General features: G+C 60.5%; 18 protein-coding genes. 12 read left to right on the top strand and 6 right to left on the bottom strand.

The window, feature by feature from the left end:
* Positions 1-79 precede the first annotated feature (79 nt).
* The 4 genes from AU074_RS01585 to aspA form a co-directional block, all read right to left on the bottom strand.
* A complete protein-coding gene (locus tag AU074_RS01585; protein WP_076013206.1) occupies positions 80-1072 on the bottom strand; it encodes an AraC family transcriptional regulator in 993 nt (330 codons plus the stop codon).
* A 50-nt stretch (positions 1073-1122) separates the two neighbouring features.
* On the bottom strand, positions 1123-2100 hold the full coding sequence (locus AU074_RS01580; protein WP_076013205.1) for an asparaginase: 978 nt from the start codon (positions 2098-2100) through the stop codon (positions 1123-1125).
* A gap of 77 nt (positions 2101-2177) precedes the next feature.
* Positions 2178-3629: a sodium:alanine symporter family protein gene (locus AU074_RS01575; protein ID WP_076013204.1), complete on the bottom strand. Its 1452-nt coding sequence runs from the start codon at positions 3627-3629 to the stop codon at positions 2178-2180.
* Positions 3630-4045: 416 nt separating this feature from the next.
* Positions 4046-5470 (bottom strand): aspartate ammonia-lyase, encoded by a 1425-nt coding sequence (aspA, locus tag AU074_RS01570; RefSeq protein WP_003213415.1) that lies wholly within the window; start codon positions 5468-5470, stop codon positions 4046-4048.
* 181 nt (positions 5471-5651) lie between these two features.
* Between aspA and AU074_RS01565 the strand changes: the two genes are divergently transcribed.
* The 7 genes from AU074_RS01565 to AU074_RS01535 all read left to right on the top strand — a co-directional run bounded on the left by AU074_RS01565 (position 5652) and on the right by AU074_RS01535 (position 11181).
* Positions 5652-6581: a LysR substrate-binding domain-containing protein gene (locus AU074_RS01565; RefSeq protein ID WP_076013203.1), complete on the top strand. Its 930-nt coding sequence runs from the start codon at positions 5652-5654 to the stop codon at positions 6579-6581.
* Positions 6582-6767: 186 nt separating this feature from the next.
* Complete coding sequence (locus AU074_RS01560) at positions 6768-7133, top strand: helix-turn-helix domain-containing protein (RefSeq protein WP_256576777.1); 366 nt, start codon at positions 6768-6770, stop codon at positions 7131-7133.
* Complete coding sequence (locus AU074_RS01555) at positions 7130-8434, top strand: type II toxin-antitoxin system HipA family toxin (RefSeq protein ID WP_083676614.1); 1305 nt, start codon at positions 7130-7132, stop codon at positions 8432-8434. The genes AU074_RS01560 and AU074_RS01555 overlap by 4 nt, the downstream gene beginning before the upstream one ends.
* Positions 8435-8630: 196 nt before the next feature.
* Positions 8631-9122: a 5-(carboxyamino)imidazole ribonucleotide mutase gene (gene purE, locus AU074_RS01550; protein WP_003195648.1), complete on the top strand. Its 492-nt coding sequence runs from the start codon at positions 8631-8633 to the stop codon at positions 9120-9122.
* Positions 9123-9133: 11 nt separating this feature from the next.
* Positions 9134-10219, top strand: a complete 1086-nt coding sequence (locus tag AU074_RS01545; RefSeq protein ID WP_017476761.1) for a 5-(carboxyamino)imidazole ribonucleotide synthase — start codon at positions 9134-9136, stop codon at positions 10217-10219.
* Positions 10220-10323: 104 nt separating this feature from the next.
* The gene (locus AU074_RS01540; RefSeq protein ID WP_003213408.1) at positions 10324-10569 is read left to right on the top strand and encodes a GlsB/YeaQ/YmgE family stress response membrane protein; all 246 of its coding nucleotides are present in this window, start codon (positions 10324-10326) and stop codon (positions 10567-10569) included.
* Positions 10570-10647: 78 nt separating this feature from the next.
* On the top strand, positions 10648-11181 hold the full coding sequence (locus AU074_RS01535) for a DUF3299 domain-containing protein (RefSeq protein WP_023659290.1): 534 nt from the start codon (positions 10648-10650) through the stop codon (positions 11179-11181).
* A gap of 120 nt (positions 11182-11301) precedes the next feature.
* Here AU074_RS01535 and AU074_RS01530 read toward each other — a convergent pair whose 3' ends face one another.
* Complete coding sequence (locus AU074_RS01530; protein WP_076013200.1) at positions 11302-12201, bottom strand: D-hexose-6-phosphate mutarotase; 900 nt, start codon at positions 12199-12201, stop codon at positions 11302-11304.
* Positions 12202-12259: 58 nt separating this feature from the next.
* Positions 12260-12664 (bottom strand): acyl-CoA thioesterase, encoded by a 405-nt coding sequence (locus AU074_RS01525; protein WP_003176975.1) that lies wholly within the window; start codon positions 12662-12664, stop codon positions 12260-12262.
* 456 nt (positions 12665-13120) lie between these two features.
* Between AU074_RS01525 and AU074_RS01520 the strand changes: the two genes are divergently transcribed.
* From AU074_RS01520 to pstB, 5 genes are all read left to right on the top strand, one after another.
* Positions 13121-14410: an MFS transporter gene (locus tag AU074_RS01520; protein WP_076013199.1), complete on the top strand. Its 1290-nt coding sequence runs from the start codon at positions 13121-13123 to the stop codon at positions 14408-14410.
* Between the two features lie 330 nt (positions 14411-14740).
* Positions 14741-15730 (top strand): phosphate ABC transporter substrate-binding protein PstS, encoded by a 990-nt coding sequence (locus AU074_RS01515; RefSeq protein WP_076013198.1) that lies wholly within the window; start codon positions 14741-14743, stop codon positions 15728-15730.
* A 430-nt stretch (positions 15731-16160) separates the two neighbouring features.
* Positions 16161-18194 (top strand): ABC transporter permease subunit, encoded by a 2034-nt coding sequence (locus AU074_RS01510; protein WP_173860312.1) that lies wholly within the window; start codon positions 16161-16163, stop codon positions 18192-18194.
* 15 nt (positions 18195-18209) lie between these two features.
* Positions 18210-19880, top strand: a complete 1671-nt coding sequence (gene pstA, locus AU074_RS01505) for a phosphate ABC transporter permease PstA (RefSeq protein WP_076013196.1) — start codon at positions 18210-18212, stop codon at positions 19878-19880.
* Positions 19881-20019: 139 nt separating this feature from the next.
* Positions 20020-20853 (top strand): phosphate ABC transporter ATP-binding protein PstB, encoded by an 834-nt coding sequence (gene pstB / locus AU074_RS01500; RefSeq protein WP_076013195.1) that lies wholly within the window; start codon positions 20020-20022, stop codon positions 20851-20853.
* Positions 20854-20869: the final 16 nt, after the last annotated feature.

Genomic DNA, 20869 nt, shown 5'->3' with positions numbered 1-20869 from the left:
CCAAAAGGGGATCAATATGGCCAAAGTGTGTGACCGCAATTCGCCCCGAAATGGCGCGGCCACGCCCCACCAAGTGGCTTCAGGGGCGGAACTGGCTGGGCGCTACGCCGCTCCAGCGCACAAAGGCGTGACGGAAACTCGCGGTTTCGCTGAAGCCCAGCGCCTCGGCAATTCGGTAAATAGGCAGTTCATCCTCGCCCAGCAACCGTTTGGCCCGCTCGAAGCGTAGCTCGTCCAGCAACTCCTGATAGCTGCAGCCCAAGTCATGCAGGTGCCGGCGTAGCGTGCGGGGGGAGCAGTTCATCTGCTCGGCCAGGCCATCGAGTCCCGGCGCGGCGCTGAGTTGGCTGGCGAGCAGGTGGCGAATCTTGCCCAGCCAGGCCTGGCGCCCGGTGAACTCGGTGTTTTGCTTGCGGCAGCGCTCGGCCATGGCCTGGTGGGTGACGGCGTCGGCTAACGGCAGGGGCTGGTCCAGCCAGCTTCGGTCGAAGGCAAACGCGTTGGCGGTGGCGCCGAATTGCAGCGAGCAGGCAAAGCTTTCGGCGTACCGCGCGCGGTAATCCGGGGCGTCATGTTCAAAGCGCGCACCCAGCAGCGGCAAGGCATGCCCCAGCAGGTCGTCGCAGATCACCTTCAACGAAGCCAGGCAAAGTTCGACGTTGAACATTTCCAGTGCCGGATTTTCTCGGTAATCCGCGGCGCTGAACCAGATGCGCGTGCCGTCTTCCTCGAGGTCCAGCTCGAAAAGTGTTCCCAGCAGCGCCGGATACCGCAGCGCCAGGCGCAAAGCGTCACCGAAGGTGGCACTGGTGAGCAGTGCGTAACCGAGCATGCCATAGGAAGAAACGTGCATTTGCCGGCCCAGCTCCAGGCCGATATCCCGGCGCAGTGCCACGGCGTTGGCGCACACGCGCATCTCCTGGTTGGTGGTGATACGGGTGTCGGCGCGGCTCAAGTCCGCCGCGCAGATACCGCTGCCGGCCAGCAAGGCCTCGGCGGGTTGGCCTTCGGCCTTGAAGGTGTTGAGCACCAGCGAGACGGCGTTGAGGGTGGTGAGGTGGGAGTGCAGCATGGGTGCTTCCAGCCAGGGGATGGCTGGAAGAGGAGCAAGTTATATGCCGGTCAGCTCAGTTCGCCGCACAGGTCGAGTTCGACCAGGCGGCGGACTTCGGCGGTGTCCAGCCCGGCGCCGATCAAGGCATTGAGCTTGCCGAACGCGGCTTCCCGGGTCATACCGCCACCTGACAACACGCCCACGCCACGCAAGCGGCTACCGGCTTCGTATACATCCAGCTCCACGCCGCCTTCATGGCATTGGGTAATTGCCACCACCACCACGCCGTTATCCTGCGCGCGCTGGAGGCTGGCGAGGAACTGCGGGTTGTCGCTCGGCCCGGTGCCGCTGCCGAAGCATTCCAGCACCAGCGCCTGGATGCCACTGTCGATCAACCCGTCCAATTGCGCGGCGGCGATGCCCGGCACCAGTGGCAGCACGCCCACATTGGCCAGCGCCTTGGCCTGGCGGTAATGCAGCGCTGCTGGCACCAGTTCGGCCTTGGCCACGCCGCCATTACGCCGTAACGCGGCAAACGGATGGCGACCAAAACTGCGGATTTTCGCGCAACGGGTCGGGGCCATCAGTGCACCGTGGAAGTACAGTTGCACGCCCGGCGCCAGGCCTTCGCCCAAGGCTGCCAACGCACCGCTGACGTTTTCCCAGGCATCGCTGTCGGGCACGCCGGCAGGCAGCATCGAGCCGGTGAACAGCACCGGTGCGGGCAGGCCCAGCAGTTGGAAACTCATGGCGGCCGCGCTGTAGGCCAGGGTGTCGGTGCCGTGCAGCACCAGTACGGCGTCGCAGCCCTCGTCCACCGCCTCAATCACGGCGGCGCGCAGGCGCTGCCAGTAGGCGGGGGTCATGTTGGCGCTGTCGATCAGCGGGGACATTTCCCGGAAGCCCCAGGCTGGCATATTCAGTTGGGCGAGGGCTTCGCTCATTCGCGCTTCAAAACCCGAAGCGGGGGCCAGGCCGTTTGCGCTGGCCTGCATGCCGATGGTGCCGCCGGTGTAGAGCACCATGACGTTGTTGGCTGGTTGCATTGAAGAATCTCCTGAACGAAAAACGCCGCCGGGCCCAGAGCATGCCCAAGGCCGGGCGGCGTGTCATCTATCTAGGTTTAGCGTTGCGTTTGAGCGCTCAGTTCAACCGATGCTTGAGCGGTTGGCTCAGCCTTCACCGGGTTCGCCGGCCAGGCCTTGCGGTCCAGGTCCAGGTCCGGGAACTTGCTGGAATCAAACACCGGAGTCTTGATGCCCGCAGCACGCTGGCCGTCGTAGTCATTCAGGATACGCATGGCGATCTTGAACAGGAACGCCAGGGCAAACAGGTTGACGAACGCGAGCATGGTCATGGTGATGTCGGCGAAAGCGAACACGGTGCCGAGGTTCTCGATGGAACCCCAGAAAATCAGCACCAGCACCAGCGCACGGTAGCCCATCAACACCTTGCGATTGTCGCCCACGATGAAGCGCAGGTTGCTCTCGCCGAGGTAGTAGTTGTACATGATCGAGGTGAACACGAACAACGCCAAGGCCACCGAGATGAACATCCGGCCCCAGTCACCGACCACTGCCGCCAGGGAGTTCTGGGTCAGGGCAATGCCGTCGCCTTCAAAGCCCGGGGTGTAGAAACCCGAGAGCAGGATCAGCAACGCGGTGCAGGTGCAGATCACAAAGGTGTCGAGGAACACGCTGAACGCTTGCACCACGCCTTGGGCGATCGGGTGCTCTACGGACGCGACTGCCGCCACGTTAGGCGCACTGCCCAGACCGGCTTCGTTGGCGAACACGCCGCGCTTCACACCCATGATGATCGCGCTCCCCACCAGGCCACCGAAGGCTTGGTCGAGGCCGAAGGCGCTCTTGACGATGGTCGCGAGCATGGCTGGCACGTGGTCGAATTGCAGCACGATCACGTACAGGGTCACGGCGATGTAGACCAGGGTCTTGACCGGCACCAGCAGGTCGGCGATCGAGGCGATACGCTTGATCCCGCCAATGAACACCAAGCCCAGCAGCACAGCCAGGGCCAGGCCGGTGTAGGTGGTGTCGAGGCCAAACGCGTTGTTCAGCGAGTGGGTTACGGCGTGGGCTTGCAGGCCGTTGAAGGCGAAACCGAAGGTCACCAGCAGCAGGAATGCCATCACCATGCCCAACCAGCGTTTGTGCAGGCCGTGCTGGATGTAATACGCCGGGCCGCCACGGTAGGTGCCTTCAGCGTCGGTGCGTTTGTAGAGCTGGCCGAGGGAGCACTCGATAAAGCTCGAGGACATGCCCACCAGTGCGGTGACCCACATCCAGAATACGGCGCCCGGGCCACCCAGGGTCACGGCAATGCCGACGCCTGCGATGTTGCCGGCACCCACGCGCCCGGCGAGGCTGAGCATCAGCGCCTGGAACGAGCTGAGCTGGCCGGCGCTGCTTTTCAGGCTGTCGCGAAATACCGAAAACATGTGGAAAAAGTGACGCAACTGAACGAAACGCGAGCGGATCGTGAAGTAACCACCGAGCCCGACAATGAGCACGATCAATACTTTCCCTGAGAGGAAGTCGTTGATGACTTCTAGCATGGAGTGTTCCTCGCTGATTTTTCTAATGGCAAACGCAGGACGGTCCGACGCATCGCTCGGCACCAGGCAGTGCACGACGCTTCGACCCCAATCCTTTTGCGGGTGTTGTTATTCATGCGGTTTCGCGCTTACCAGGGTCTCGTTACCGACGACCGCTGACGCGAAGAGGGGCGGCACTATACCTAGGAGTGTGTGATCCGTCTGCACGAGGCGATTAAAGGTTTGTAGGAGCGAGCTTGCTCGCGAAGGTCGTTAACGGTGATCTTGGCTGTCTGGATGATTGCGGTCTCCTTGCGTTTTTCGCGAGCAAGCTCGCTCCTACAAGCAAAAAAAAAGGGCCTGAAGAACGAGCCTTCAGGCCCTCAAAAGGTGAGAGGTGTCTAGTCCCTCAACCTGGTGAGCGGTGCAACAAACGCTTAGGCCTTCAACGGGACCAAACGTGGAGCGATCATGTTTTCGGGGCGCAGGATGTCGTCGAGCATGGCGTCGTCGAGCAAGCCTTCTTCGCGCACCAGTTCCAGCACGCCGCGGCCGCTTTCAAGGGCGATGCGGGCGATGCGGGTGGCGTTTTCATAGCCGATGTACGGGTTCAGCGCGGTGACCAGGCCGATGGAGTGTTCCACCAGTTCGCGGCAGCGGGCTTCGTTGGCGGTGATGCCGACGATGCAGTGCTCGCGCAGCATATCCATGGCGCGTTGCAGCAAGCGGATCGAGTCGAAGATCTTGTAGGCGATCAGCGGCTCCATCACGTTCAGTTGCAGCTGGCCGCCTTCGGCCGCGATGGTCAGTGCCAAGTCGTTACCGATGATCTGGAACGCTACCTGGTTCACGGCTTCCGGGATGACCGGGTTGACCTTGCCGGGCATGATCGAGCTGCCTGGCTGACGCGCTGGCAGGTTGATTTCGTTGATGCCGGTGCGTGGGCCGCTGGACAGCAGGCGCAGGTCGTTGCAGATCTTCGACAGCTTCACCGCGGTACGCTTGAGCATGCCGGAGAACAGTACGAAGGCGCCCATGTCGGAGGTGGCTTCGATCAGGTCGGCAGCCGGTACCAGCGGCTGGCCGCTGATGGTGGCCAGGCGTTGCACGGCCAGGGCCTGGTAACGCGGGTCGGCGTTGATGCCGGTACCGATGGCGGTGCCGCCCAGGTTCACTTCAGTCAGCAGCTCAGGCGCCAGGGTCTTCAGGCGAGCCAGGTCTTCACCGAGGGTGGTGGCGAAGGCACGGAATTCCTGGCCGAGGGTCATCGGCACGGCGTCTTGCAACTGGGTACGGCCCATCTTCAGGACGTGGCTGAATTCTTCACCTTTGGCAGCGAACGCCTGGATCAGGCTGTCGAGGCTGGCCAACAAGGCGTCGTGGCCCAGCAGCAAACCCAGGCGGATCGCGGTCGGGTAGGCGTCGTTGGTCGACTGCGCCATGTTCACGTCGTTGTTGGGGTGCAGGTATTGGTATTCGCCCTTGCTGTGGCCCATGGCCTCCAGCGCGATGTTGGCGATGACTTCGTTGGCATTCATGTTGGTTGAAGTGCCAGCGCCGCCTTGAATCATGTCCACCACGAACTCTTCGTGGAAATCGCCGCGGATCAGACGGGCACAGGCTTCGCTGATGGCAGCATGCTTGGCTTCGCTGAGCTGGCCCAGCTCGCGGTTGGCGTCAGCAGCTGCCTGCTTGACCATTGCCAGGCCGACCACCAATTTCGGGTAATGCGAAATCGGAACGCCCGAGAGGCGGAAGTTATTCACCGCTCGCAGGGTCTGGATGCCGTAATACGCTTGAGCGGGTACTTCGAGTACGCCAAGCAGGTCTTTTTCTGTGCGGAAAGATGCAGCGGAGGACATGACGGAAATCATCTCGATATGGACCCGGGCTAGGCCGGAACGCTGTGAATGCTAGGCTTGCAGGAGATTTTGGGCCAATGCTGTTAAACACTGGGCTATGCATAAACGGCATAATGTCGGTGTGACCCCGTTACCATAACGGTCGTGTGTGCCAAAATGGTGCATGCCCCGGGAGGATGTGATGAACCTTGAAAGCAAATGGCTGGAAGACTTTAGCGCCTTGGCTGCCACCCGCAGCTTCTCCCAGGCGGCTGAGCGGCGCTTTGTCACCCAGCCGGCGTTCAGTCGACGCATTCGCAGCCTGGAGGCCGCGCTGGGGCTGACCCTGGTTAATCGCTCGCGCACGCCGGTCGAACTGACGGCGGCGGGGCAGTTGTTCCTGGTCACCGCGCGTACCGTGGTCGAGCAACTCGGTGAAGTGCTGCGGCACTTGCATCACTTGGAAGGCGGGCAGGGCGAAGTCATGCAGGTGGCCGCGGCGCACTCCCTGGCGTTGGGCTTCTTCCCACGTTGGATCGCGCAGTTGCGCAACGAAGGACTGAACATCGCCACGCGGTTGGTTGCTACCAACGTGGGTGACGCCGTGCATGCCTTGCGCGAAGGCGGTTGCGATTTGATGCTGGCGTTCTACGACCCGGATGCGGCCATGCAGATGGACCCGGAAATCTTCCCGTCGCTGCACCTGGGCAACACCGAGATGCTGCCAGTGTGCGCCGCCGATGCCGATGGAAAGCCGCTGTTCGACCTGGAAGGCGAGGGCAGTGTGCCGCTGCTGGCCTACAGCGCCGGGGCTTTCCTGGGGCGCTCGGTAAACCTGTTGTTGCGCCAGCGGGCGCTGCGCTTCACCACGATTTATGAAACTGCCATGGCCGACAGCCTGAAAAGCATGGCCCTCGAAGGCCTGGGCATTGCCTGGGTGCCGCAGTTGAGCGTGCGCGCCGAGTTGGCCCGGGGCGAACTGGTGGTGTGCGGCGGCCCGCAATGGCATGTGCCGCTGGAGATCCGGCTGTACCGCTGTGCCTTGGTGCGCAAGGCGAACGTGCGGTTGCTGTGGCGCAAGCTGGAAGGTGGTGCGGCGCAGGCACCGGTGGGAGAGCGTGGCCTTGCTTGATGATGTAAATTGGATAGTTTTCTGATCAATATAGGCTATAAGGTCATATTTTGATCATGTTTCTAGCCAAAAGATATGTCTTTATATGGCATCAGTTTTCAGTCAATTATTGGCTAGAATACTGATCAATATCCCGTGAAATACTGCCTATTGATCAGGAATCTATACAAAATGCGAATGACTACGATGAGTGAGCAAGCCATCGCACAGGCAATTGGTTTGCGCCTTGAAGCCTTGAGAGTGAAAAAGAACATCAGTCAGGCAGTCGTCGCCGAAGAGGCAGGCATTACGCGTACGACATTACGTCAGTTGATGGCGGGCAAGGGCACCCTGCTCAACCTCATTTCGGTCCTGCGGGTGATCGGTGAATTGGATCGGTTGAGTTCTCTGGTCGAGGAGGTGCGTTCAAGCCCCATCCAGATGGCGAAGATGGCCGGGAAGAAGCGCCAGCGGGCCTATACCACTCGCAAGGATCCATTGGCGGCGACCGCAGTAACAGGCCAGAAAAAGCTCATCGTGCCTGACGCAACCAAGAAGGACATTAGTTGGTGATCGCACAAATCTACTTATGGGGTTTATACGTCGGCGCGCTTAATTGGGATGAGGCAACCGAAGTTGGCGAGTTCGAATTCTCCCCCGAGTTCGTGGCCACGGGTCTGGAAATCTCGCCCATTCATATGCCCGCCCGCGCGGGGTACACCTACGCATTCACCAACCTGAATCGGGAAACCTATAAGGCGCTCCCTGCGATCTTTGCCGACTCTCTCCCGGATGACTTTGGTAATGCGCTGATCAATGCGTGGTTAGCACAGCAAGGCCGTGACAAGCTTTCGTTCACGCCAGTGGATCGACTTCTTTACCAGGGTAATCGGGGCATGGGCGCGCTTGAGTATCGGCCGGCCATGAACACTGAGGCGAACGAGGCCGAGGTCGTAGAGATCGCGGCACTTGTCCAGTTGGCTGGGGAAGTTCTCTCGGGAAGAGAGAGCCTGGAGGATCGCCTGACCTCTAATGACCCCACTGTCGACGACGCTGCATTGCAACGTTTGATTCAGGTCGGCACAAGTGCCGGTGGCGCGCGTGCGAAGGCGATCATTGCGATCAACGCCGAAGGTCACATCAGGTCAGGGCAGGTGATCGCTCCCAAGGGTTATAGCTACTGGCTCCTTAAGTTTGACGTCGGAAAAAACACTGATGTGCTTGCCGATAGTCAAGGTTATGGCCGGATCGAATACGCGTATTACTTGATGGCCAGGCAAGCCGGTGTGGTGATGACCGAATGTCGCCTGCTTCAAGAAGGCGGACGTGCTCATTTCATGACCAAGCGATTCGATCGCACTGATGAGGGTGAAAAAATCCATACCGCGACACTATGTGCGTTGGATCATGCCGACTATAAGAAGCCTGGAGAGTATTCCTACGCTGAGGCGCTGAGCGTATTCAGGGTGCTGAAACTGGGCCGTAGTGAGGCAGAACAGTTTTTCAGGCGGATGGTGTTCAACGTTATCGCTCGAAACCAGGATGACCATACCAAGAACATCAGTTTCTTGCTGGATACCGACGGCACTTGGTACTTGTCTCCAGCCTATGACGTAACGTGGTCCTACCTGCCTGGAAACTTCTGGGTCGATAGCCATCAGATGAGCATCAACGGCAAGCGTGACAATTTTGTGGTGGATGACCTCCTCACTATGGGGAGGCAGATCAAGGGATTGAAGGCCAAGCAGATCATTCGGGAGGTCCATGAAGCTGTGCAGCAATGGCCTTCTATCGCTGCAGAGGCAGGCGTCTCAAAGGTAATGATCGAGGCCATCGCCAAGACCCATCGCCTCGATCTTGTCGCTGACTTGTAAGTCAATAAAACCGCCGGTTTGACCTGTAAGACAGATGGTCACCCAAGGGGCTGTTTATCTGCGTTATTACGGTATACTGCGCGGCCTTCGGCCGGTCCAACCGGCCTTAATTCGTACAACAAGCCACGCCGGATTTCCCGCGTGGCTTGTTGTTTTTTGACGCGCCTGCGGGCGCCCAGAGAGAAGAGGCACGACGATGAGTGCATTGGTTGGCGTGATCATGGGCTCCAAGTCCGATTGGTCCACCCTTAGCCACACCGCCGATATGCTGGAAAAACTCGGCATTCCCTATGAAGTGAAGGTGGTTTCCGCCCACCGCACTCCGGATTTGCTCTTCCAGTATGCCGATGAAGCAGAGTCCCGTGGCATCGAGGTGATTATCGCCGGTGCCGGCGGTGCAGCTCACTTGCCAGGCATGTGTGCCGCCAAGACTCACCTGCCAGTACTTGGCGTTCCGGTGCAGTCGTCGATGCTCTCGGGCGTGGATTCGCTGTTGTCCATCGTGCAGATGCCCGCCGGTATTCCGGTGGCCACCCTGGCGATCGGCAAGGCCGGCGCGATCAACGCAGCCTTGCTGTCCGCCAGCATCCTCGGGGCCAAGCACCCGCAGTTCCACGCGGTGCTGAAAAAATTCCGTGCTGAACAGACAGACAGCGTCCTGGACAATCCAGACCCACGCATTGCCTGAGGTTGTTGACGATGAAAATCGGTGTAATCGGTGGCGGCCAACTGGGCCGCATGCTGGCCCTGGCGGGTACGCCGCTGGGGATGAACTTCGCTTTCCTGGACCCGGCGCCGGACGCCTGTGCGGCTGCGTTGGGTGAACATCTGCGGGCTGATTACAGCGACCCGGATCACCTGCGCCAACTGGCCGATGAAGTCGACCTGGTGACCTTCGAGTTCGAAAGTGTCCCGGCTGAAACCGTAGCCTTCCTGTCGCAGTTCGTGCCGGTGTACCCGAGCGCCGAAGCCTTGCGCATCGCTCGTGACCGCTGGTTCGAGAAGAGCATGTTCAAGGACCTGGGCATCCCGACGCCGGCCTTCGCCGACATCCAGTCCCAGGCTGACCTGGACGCCGCAGTCGCCTCCATCGGCCTGCCGGCCGTGCTGAAGACTCGCACCCTGGGTTACGACGGCAAGGGCCAGAAAGTCCTGCGCACCGCCGCCGACGTGGTCGGTACCTTCGCCGAACTGGGCAGCGTCGCCTGCCTGCTGGAAGGCTTCGTGCCGTTCACCGGCGAAGTCTCGCTGATCGCCGTGCGTGCCCGGGATGGCGAAACCCGCTTCTACCCGCTGGTACACAACACCCACGATAGCGGCATCCTCAAGCTGTCCGTGGCCAGCACCGACCACCCGCTGCAAGCCCTGGCCGAAGATTATTCGAGCCGTGTGCTCAAGCAACTGGATTACGTCGGCGTGATGGCGTTCGAGTTCTTTGAAGTCGACGGAGGCCTCAAGGCCAACGAAATCGCCCCGCGCGTGCACAACTCCGGGCACTGGACCACCGAAGGCGCCGAGTGCAGCCAGTTCGAAAACCACCTGCGGGCGGTGGCGGGCTTGCCGTTGGGCTCCACGGCCAAGGTCGGCGAGAGCGCCATGCTCAACTTCATCGGCGTGGTGCCGCCGGTTGATCGTGTGATCGCGATTGATGACTGCCATCTGCATCACTACGGCAAGGCGTTCAAGGCCGGGCGCAAGGTCGGCCACGCCAACCTGCGCTGCAAGGACCGCGCGACGCTGCAAGCGCAGATCCTCAAGGTCGAAGCGCTGATCGCTGAGCAATAACCCAAGGCCGGGCGGGAACCATTGGTACCCGCCACCCTCTGATTGCAGGAAGCCAAAGTCTGACTAGGCTTTGACTTAGCTCACTTCAATCAGAGGGAAATGCCATGGGTATCATTGGAACCATCTTTATCGGTTTGATCGTCGGCCTGCTGGCGCGTTTCCTGAAACCAGGCGACGACAGCATGGGCTGGATCATGACCATCCTGCTGGGTATCGCCGGTTCGCTGGTTGCTACCTATGGCGGCCAGGCACTGGGCATCTATCAGGCTGGCCAAGGTGCAGGCTTCATTGGTGCGCTGGTGGGTGCCGTGGTGTTGCTGGTGATCTACGGTTTGCTGAAAAAGAAGTAATTTAGCGACCAAGCCCTCTGCGCTGCGCAGGCGCAGAGGGCTAGAATGCCGGCACTGTAATCCTTGCCGAGCTTCTCCATGCGCCGTCTCCTGTTATCCCTTCTTCTATGCACCGGGTTGGCCCACGCTGGCGAACTGCCGGAAACCGACTGGCTGGAACTGATGCCCAAGTCGGACCAGAAAGCCCTCGAAGAAATGCCGGAAATCGACCACAACTCCCCGGAAGCCCAAGGCACGTTCACCGCAAAGGGTGGCCTGAAGCAGAGCAAGGGCTTGCCGGCGGTGATGTATTCCACCAAGACCGTGGCTGCCATGAACGGCAAGAACATCCGCATCGGCGGCTACCCCGTGCCACTGGAAACCGACGCCAAGGGCCGCAGCACGCTGTTCTTCCTGGTGCCTTACCCGGGCGCCTGCATCCACGTTCCGCCACCGCCGCCCAACCAGTTGGTGCTGGTGCGTTATCCCAAGGGTTTGAAGCTGGATGATATCTACACGCCGCTGTGGGTGACGGGCACGCTGAAGGTGGAGAAGGTCAACAATGACCTGGCCGATGCGGCGTATGCGCTGGATGCGGGGAAAGTGCGGGCGGTTAAAGAGTCGGATCTCTGATCTGACGCAGAACCTAATGTGGGAGCGGGCTTGCTCGCGAAAGCGGTGTGTCAGTCAGCACATACACTAACTGGAAAACCGCATTCGCGAGCAAGCCCGCTCCCACATTTTTGATTGGGTTTACAGGGCAATACCGGCGATGCTCACGCCCAGGGTATGGCTTTCACCCGGCGCCAGTGTCACCACATCGTCCAGCACGTTCGCGGTCTCGATGCACAGCATGCCCTGCCAGCCATCGTCGGCCATGTCGCTGAAAGCCTTGGCACGTTCAGTCCACGGGTTCCAGATCACCGTCGAGCGCGAACCTGTGCTGGTGAGTTGAACGCGGCGCTGCCAGTCTTTATCGACAATGTTCAGTTGCGCTGGCGTGTCGAGGTAGATGCGGTCGGTCTCGGCGGTGAAGTGCAGGAGCCCGGATTGCTGCTTGTGGCTCCAGCCGTCGGCGGTGTCGATATAGGCTCGCCCGTCCAGGCCGTCGACCTGCACGTTGCGCACATCACTGACCGCAAAATAACTGTGCAGCGCCTGGCTGAGGCTGACGGTCTCGGTGCCACGGTTGTGGCTGGTCAGGCGGATGTGCAGTTGATCATCCAGCAGGATGCTCATCTTCAGGTCAACTAGATGCGGCCAACCCGGGAAGCCACCTTCAGGCACCGGCAGTTCCAGTTCAACCCGCAACGCTGCGCCTTCAGCTTCCACGCCAGCCAACGTCCAGTCGGCGGTCCGTACGAACCCATGCGCCCCAGCTGGCTCGTCGCCCTGGTACATGGCCTTGACGCTTTGCGGATTGCGGTCGAACACGCCAAACCACGGCCAGCACACCGGCACGCCGGTACGAATGCCTTTGCCTTTCTTGAACACCACGGCGTCATTGGGCCAGATCAGCGGCTTCTCGCCGGTGCGCTGGTAACTGACGATGTGCGCGCCTTGCTGGGCCACCACCAATTCGGCCCCGTTATGGCGGATGCGCCAAGCGTTCAGCTCATCCAGTTTTACGGTTTCAACGTTGGGCGTAGACATAGGCGCGCGCTCTCAATGGCAGACAATGGGGCAATGGACCGTCAAAACGTCGCGATGTTTAACGCGCCCGCGACGGAACCGACCGGGTGCGACCGCTGCCATCGATGGCAACGAACACAAACACAGCCTCGGTGACTTTGCGCCATTCACTGGACAGCGGGTCGTCGCTCCACACTTCGACCATCATCTGGATCGAGCTGCGGCCGATTTCCAGGGCCTGGGTATAGAAGGACAACTGCGCGCCGACGGCCACTGGCACCAGGAATGCCATGCGATCAATCGCGACGGTCGCGACGCGGCCACCGGCAACCTTGCTCGCCATGGCCGTGCCGGCCAGGTCCATCTGCGCGACCAGCCAGCCGCCGAAGATGTCGCCGAAACCGTTGGTTTCACGCGGGAGTGCAGTGATTTGCAGGGCGAGATCGCCTTGCGGGATAGGATCTTCTTGTTCGAGTTCGATCATGCCGGTGCCTCTGACCCGTGACGCTTTATGGGTATTTCAAGTGGATAGCCGTCTTCTGGAAAAACGTTTCAGCACCAACATACACCGCTCGATGCGTTTCTCGTAAGGCGTACTAAAGGGAAACTCTGCCAAATCGGCTGGAGGACACCAACGGCGTTTTGGCACAGCAGCCCCTCAAGGATGCGGGTCTGGCGCTTGCAATGGGCGAGTATATCGAGCCGTCGGCGCCACGACGACCTCCCGTCGCTCATTTGGTCGGTAAATAGAAGCTGTATCGCGGCTTTTTCCGGCAACTGTGCTCCTGCTCATGTTAATTGCAGTTCTGCGACGGGAATATTTCGCTTATCTGAACTGTTAACGGCCTGACGCTGTGCTTTTTCAAGCGATTTGCTATCTTGCCAAACCTGCCGCAAGTCCCGGGCTTGCCGTCCTGACTACTATAAGAGAAGCCTTGCCATGTCCTCCGTGCCCGCAAGCAGTGCGCAACCTTCGCGCCCGCTGACCCGCAACGACTACAAAACCCTGTCGCTGTCTGCCTTGGGCGGGGCGCTGGAGTTCTACGACTTCATCATTTTCGTGTTTTTCGCCACAGTGGTCGGGAAACTGTTTTTCCCTGCCGAGATGCCCGAATGGCTGCGCATGATGCAGACCTTCGGCATTTTCGCCGCCGGCTATCTGGCGCGGCCGTTGGGCGGGATCATCATGGCGCACTTCGGCGACCTGCTGGGGCGCAAGAAGATGTTCACCCTGAGCATCTTCATGATGGCCGTGCCGACCCTAATCATGGGCCTGCTGCCGACCTATGCGCAGATCGGCCTGTGGGCGCCGATCCTGTTGCTGCTGATGCGCGTGATCCAGGGCGCGGCGATTGGCGGTGAAGTACCAGGCGCGTGGGTGTTCGTTTCCGAGCATGTGCCGCCGCGTCATATTGGCTATGCCTGTGGAACCCTGACCAGCGGCCTGACGGCCGGCATCCTGTTGGGTTCGCTGGTGGCCACCGCCATCAACACGCTCTACACCCCGGAGCAGGTGTCGGATTACGCCTGGCGAATTCCGTTCCTGCTGGGTGGTGTGTTTGGCTTGCTGTCGGTGTACCTGCGTCGCTGGCTGCACGAGACCCCGATCTTCGCCGAGATGCAGCAGCGCAAGACCCTGGCGGCAGAGCTGCCATTGCGCGCGGTGCTGCGTGACCACCGTGGTGCCATCGTGTTGTCGATGTTGCTGACCTGGTTGCTTTCGGCCGGTGTGGTCGTCGTTATCCTGATGACGCCGACTGTGTTGCAAACGGTCTATCACTTCAGCCCTACGATGGCGCTGCAGGCCAATAGCCTGGCCATCGTCACCCTGAGCCTGGGGTGTATTGCCTCCGGGGCCCTGGCCGACCGATTCGGTGCCGGGCGTGTGTTGATCATCGGCTGTGCGCTGTTGCTGGCAACGTCCTGGACGCTCTATCACAGCCTGGTGGCTCACCCGGATTGGCTGTTCCCGTTGTACGCCTTGACCGGCCTGTTTGTAGGCACCATCGGTGTGGTGCCCTATGTCATGGTGAAGGCATTCCCGCCAGTGGTGCGTTTCAGTGGTTTGTCGTTCTCCTACAACGTCGCTTATGCCGTGTTCGGTGGCCTGACACCCTTGGCGGTGTCGCTGCTGATGAAAGAAAGTCCCATGGGCCCGGCGTACTACGTGGCTGTCCTGTGCGTGATGGGGATGGCCGTGGGCGGGTATCTGTGGAAGCGTGGGCGCTGACACGTTTTTTGAAAACTGACGGATAACCTTGTGGCGAGGGAGCTTGCTCCCGTTGAACTGCGCAGCAGTTCCATTTTGGGGGCCGCTACGCGACCCAACGGGAGCAAGCTCCCTCGCCACAGATTTTGCCTTACAACGATTACAGATTGTTTCCACGAAATCGCTCCCACCTCCTCGCAAGTCCCGGATTTATTGAAGTTTCTCCTTCCTGTCAGCTTTTTCATAAATGCTGGCCTTTCATCTAATTGTCATATTCCAGACATAGAGTGTTCACACGGCCTACCGATACTTGGCCCCGATCCAACTATCCCTATCTGCTAGGAGCAAGGCATGAAACTGAAACGTTTGATGGCGGCAATGACTTTTGTCGCTGCTGGCGTTGCGACCGCTAACGCGGTAGCCGCTGGTGTTGACCCGGCAATTCCGGCTTACGTGAAGACCACTGGTGTGTCGGGCAACCTGTCCAGCGTTGGTTCCGATACCTTGGCAAACCTGATGACCCTGTGGGCTGAGGGTTACAAAAAGGAATACCCGAACGTCAACATCCAGATTCAGGCCGCCGGCTCCGCCACTGCTCCTCCTGCGCTGACTGAAGGCACCTCCAACCTGGGCCCGATGAGCCGCAAGATGAAGGACACCGAACTGGCTGCCTTCGAGCAGAAGTACGGCTACAAACCAACCGCTATCCCGGTTGCCGTGGATGCCCTGGCCGTGTTCGTGCACAAGGACAACCCGATCCAGCACCTGACCATGGAACAAGTCGACGCGATCTTCTCCTCGACGCGTCTGTGCGGCGCCAAGGCTGATGTCAAAACCTGGGGCGACCTGGGCGTGACCGGCGACCTGGCCAACAAGCCAGTGCAACTGTTTGGTCGCAACTCGGTATCCGGCACCTACGGCTACTTCAAGGAAGAAGCCCTGTGCAAAGGCGACTACAAACCTAACGTGAACGAACAACCAGGTTCGGCGTCGGTTGTGCAGTCCATCAGCTCTTCGCTGAACGGTATCGGTTACTCGGGCATCGGTTACAAAACCGCCAGCGTGAAGACCGTGGCCCTGGCCAAGAAAGGCAGCACTGACTTCATCGAAGACACCGAAGAAAACGCCCTGAACGGCAAATACCCGCTGTCGCGCTTCCTCTACGTCTACGTCAACAAAGCCCCGAACAAGCCTCTGGCCCCGCTGGAAGCCGAGTTCGTGAAGCTGGTCCTGTCCAAACAGGGCCAGGAAGTTGTAGTGAAAGACGGCTACATCCCGCTGCCAGCCAAAGTTGCCGCCAAGGCACTGGCTGACCTGGGCCTGAAAGAGGGTGGCAAATAAGCCGCCGGTAAACCTGCCTTGAACCTGGGTTCGCCCACCGTTCAAGGCCTGGGCGGGGTCTGCAAGACCTGGACCTCGCCTCCCATTTTTTAATCCGCTGCCAGCCCTGCTACGCGGCGGATTTCTTGCGTCACTGCATTGTCATCTTTCTGTCATACAGGATCGCTAGGGTGTGCGCATGAATGATCTGGCCAATTCCACCATGACGACGACTTCTCCCCCCAAGCGCATTGATTTCAATACGCCTGAGCTGCAACGCAAGCGCCGCATCCGCGCGCTCAAGGATCGCCTGACCCGTTGGTACGTGCTGGTGGGCGGCCTTGCCGTCCTGGGCGCTATCACCTTGATCTTCTTCTTCCTCGCCTACGTGGTGGCCCCGCTGTTCCACGGCGCCAACCTGACCAAGGAAGACGCTCTGACGCCTGCCTGGATGCAGGACGCCGGCAAGCCGCTGATGATCTCCATGGAAGAACAGAACCAGGTCGCCATGCGGGTTTCCGACAAGGGCCAGGCGCTGTTCTTCAACGTTGACACGGGTGCCGAACTCAAGCGCGTTGACCTGCCGTTGCCGGCCGGTGTGACGGTCGCCTCCATCGGTGAAGACCAGCCCGGCAGCCCGCTGGTGATTCTCGGCCTGTCCAACGGCCAGTCTTTGGTGTTCCGCCACACGTATAAAGTGTCGTACCCGGAAGGCAAGAAGACCATTTCGCCCGCCGTCGAATACCCTTACGGCGAAACGCCGATCGTCCTCGACGAACAAGGCCGCGCGCTTGAGCACGTCGCTTTGAACGCGACCGACTCGACGCTGGTGGTGGCCGGTTCCAGTGGTGCTCATCTGAACGTGCTGTCCATCAGCCGTGAAGAAAACATGATGACCGAGGAAGTCACCACCGAGCAGAAGCGCATCGAACTGCCGCAAATGACCGAGCCGGTGAAAGCCATCTTCGTTGATCCGCGCCAGCAGTGGCTGTACGTGATCAACGGTCGCGCCCAGGCCGACGTTTTCAGCCTGAGGGACAACAGCCTCAACGGTCGCTACAAATTGTTGGACGACGGCGTTGCGCAAGTCACGGCCAGCACCCAGTTGGTGGGCGGCATCTCGCTGATCATCGGTAACTCCAGCGGCGGCCTGGCCCAGTGGTTCATGGCCCGCGACCCGGACGGCGAACAACGCCTGAAGCAGATCCGCACCTTCCAGATGGGCACCGCGCCTATCGTTGAAATCGCCGCCGAAGAGCGTCGCAAAGGCTTCACCGCCCTCGACGCCTCCGGCAAGTTCGGCGTGTTCCACAGCACCGCCCATCGCACGTTGCTGGTGGACCCGGTGGTCGACGGCACTGGCATCTTCGGCATGTCGCCACGGGCCAACCGGGTGATCGTCGAAGCCGGCGGCAAGCTGCAACCGCTGCTGCTGGACAACCCGCACCCGGAAGTCTCCTGGAGCGCGTTGTGGAGCAAGGTCTGGTACGAAAACTACGACGAGCCTAAATACGTCTGGCAATCGACCGCCGCCAACACCGACTTCGAACCCAAAATGAGCCTGGCGCCCCTGACCTTCGGTACCCTGAAGGCCGCGTTCTACGCCATGCTGCTGGCTGCGCCACTGGCCGTCGCCGCTGCGATCTACACCGCCTACTTCATGGCCCCGAGCCTGCGCCGCAAGGTCAAGCCGGTGATCGAATTGATGGAAGCGATGCCGACGGTGATCCTCGGTTTCTTCGCCGGCCTGTTCCTGGCGCCGTATGTCGAAGGGCATTTGCCGGGGATTTTCAGCCTGTTGATGCTGCTGCCGGTTGGCATCCTGGTCGCCGGCTTCATCTTCAGCCGCCTGCCTGAGTCGATCCGCCTGCGGGTTCCCGATGGCTGGGAAAGCGCGATCCTGATCCCGGTAATTCTGTTTGTGGGCTGGCTCTCGCTGTACATGAGCCCGTACCTGGAAACCTGGTTCTTCGGCGGCGACATGCGCATGTGGATCTCCCACGACCTGGGCATTACCTACGACCAGCGCAACGCCCTGGTAGTCGGCCTGGCCATGGGTTTCGCGGTGATCCCGAACATCTACTCCATCGCCGAAGACGCCGTGTTCAGCGTGCCGCGCGGCCTGACCCTGGGCTCCCTGGCCCTGGGTGCCACGCCATGGCAGACCATGACGCGCGTGGTGATCCTGACCGCCAGTCCGGGCATCTTCTCGGCACTGATGATCGGCATGGGCCGCGCGGTCGGTGAAACCATGATCGTGCTGATGGCCACCGGTAACACGCCGGTGATGGAGATGAACCTGTTTGAAGGCCTGCGCACCCTGGCGGCCAACGTCGCGGTGGAAATGCCCGAATCGGAAGTCGGCGGCAGCCACTACCGCGTGCTGTTCCTCTCGGCGCTGGTACTGCTGCTGTTCACCTTCGTCATGAACACCCTCGCCGAGCTGATTCGTCAGCGTCTGCGCAAGAAATACTCGTCGCTTTAAGAAAGGTAGAAGTCTGTGAAACAGAACTCCCTGAATGGATGGTTCAAGAGCGGCGCCCCGGGCGTCTGGATCAGCGGTGGCGCGGTGTCCATCGCGGTCATCATGACCATTGGTTTGCTGGCCGTGATTGCCGTGCGTGGTTTGGGCCACTTCTGGCCGGCCGACCTCATCCAGGCCAGCTACAACGTGCCGGGCCAGGAAAACCATATCGTCGTCGGCGAAGTGGTGCAGAAAGAAGAAGTGCCCCGCGAGCGTCTGAAAAGCGCTGGCTTGCCGGTGCCGGACCAAGGCCCGGAGTTCATGACCCGCGAGCTGATCAAGGTCGGCAACCGTGACTTGAACGGCAACGACTTCACCTGGATCGTCGGCGAGTGGCTGACCAACCAGACCAAGCCGGTCGAACTGATGGCTATCGAGCGGCGTGAATGGGGCAACTTCTACGGCACCCTGGTCAACGTCAAGCAGGACGGCAAGGTCATCGCTGAAGGCGAGGCGGCCTGGCCGGAACTGCAAGCCCGCGTCGACCGCGTCAACAAGCTCGCGGCCCAGCTCAAGACCCTTGAGAAGTCCGACATCGGCGCAATCAACGCCGGCCTCGAACGCATCCGCCTGCACGGTCGCAAGCTGGAGCTGGAAGGCAAGCTGGACGCCACCGCTCAAGCCGACATGGACAGCGGTCGCGCCGAACTGAACAACCGCTACAAGGACATCGAAGCCCGCCTGGCGGACCTGCATGCCCAGTTCAACCGCGACAGCCTCACCGCCCGCGATGCCAACGGTAAAGAAATCGAAATCGGCATCGGCAAGGTGGTGCATGCCTACCAGCCGAACGCCATGGGTTACATGACCAAGATCGGCTTCTACTTCAGCAAGATCTGGGAATTCCTCAGCGACGATCCACGGGAAGCCAACACCGAAGGCGGGATTTTCCCGGCGATCTTCGGCACCGTGATGATGACCCTGATCATGGCGATGATCGTGACCCCGTTCGGTGTGCTGGCGGCGGTGTACCTGCGTGAATACGCCAAGCAGAACACCCTGACGCGGATCATCCGCATCGCCGTGAACAACCTGGCCGGTGTACCCGCCATCGTTTACGGCGTATTCGGCCTCGGCTTCTTTGTCTACGTACTGGGCGGCTCGGTCGACCGGCTGTTCTTCGCCGAAGCCTTGCCGGCACCGACCTTCGGTACGCCTGGCCTGCTCTGGGCGTCCCTGACCCTGGCGCTGTTGGCGGTACCGGTAGTGATCGTGGCCACCGAAGAAGGCCTGGCGCGGATCCCTCGCACCGTACGTGAAGGTTCTTTGGCACTGGGCGCGACCAAGGCGGAAACGCTGTGGAAGATCGTCCTGCCGATGGCCAGCCCGGCGATGATGACCGGCATGATCCTCGCCGTGGCCCGTGCCGCCGGTGAAGTGGCGCCGCTGATGCTGGTAGGTGTGGTGAAACTGGCGCCGTCGCTGCCGGTGGACGGCAACTACCCGTACCTGCACCTGGACCAGAAAATCATGCACCTGGGCTTCCATATTTATGACGTCGGCTTCCAGAGCCCCAACGTCGAGGCCGCACGGCCGCTGGTGTATGCCACTGCCTTGCTGCTGGTGCTGGTGATCGCCACGCTCAACCTCTCGGCGGTGTGGATTCGTAACCACCTGCGCGAAAAATACAAAGCGTTGGACAGTTAATTGAAGTGAACGCGGACTAAATGTGGGAGCGGGCTTGCTCGCGAATGCGGTGTATCAGTAATACATGGGTCAACTGACCTGACGCCTTCGCGAGCAAGCCCGCTCCCACAAAACGAATTGGTAGCACAGGGAGCATCCCATGCAACATGAAACCCATTCCCACGGCATCAACATGTCAGCCCTGGGTCGCGACAAGCAGAGCCTGAGCCTGGCCCAGGAAACCGTGGCGATCGAAGTCCCGAGCCTGAGCCTGTACTACGGCGACAAGCAGGCGCTGTTCGACGTCAGCATGAACATCCCGAAGCAGCGCGTGACCGCTTTTATCGGCCCGTCCGGCTGCGGCAAGTCGACCTTGCTGCGCACCTTCAACCGGATGAATGATCTGGTGGACGGCTGCCGCGTCGAGGGCGCAATCAACCTCTACGGCACCAACATCTACCGCAAGGGTGAAGACGTGGCCGAGCTGCGTCGCCGGGTGGGCATGGTGTTCCAGAAGCCCAACCCGTTTCCCAAGACCATCTATGAAAACGTGGTCTACGGCCTGCGCATCCAAGGCATCAACAAGAAGCGCATCCTCGACGAAGCCGTTGAGTGGGCTTTAAAAGGCGCGGCGCTGTGGGACGAGGTCAAGGACCGCCTGCACGAATCGGCCCTCGGTTTGTCCGGCGGCCAGCAGCAGCGTCTGGTGATCGCCCGCACCATCGCCGTGGAGCCGGAAGTGCTGCTGCTCGACGAACCTTGCTCGGCACTCGATCCGATTTCCACGCTGAAAGTCGAAGAGCTGATCTACGAACTGAAATCCAAGTTCACCATCGTCATCGTGACCCACAACATGCAACAGGCAGCGCGGGTTTCCGACTACACCGCGTTCATGTACATGGGCAAACTGGTGGAATTTGGTGACACCGATACCCTGTTCACCAACCCGGCGAAGAAGCAGACCGAAGACTACATCACCGGTCGCTACGGCTAGCAGGTGGCTGGTTGCT

Source organism: Pseudomonas sp. ATCC PTA-122608 (assembly GCF_001952855.1).
Lineage (GTDB): Bacteria > Pseudomonadota > Gammaproteobacteria > Pseudomonadales > Pseudomonadaceae > Aquipseudomonas.
This window is presented reverse-complemented; position numbering and strand designations above follow the sequence as displayed.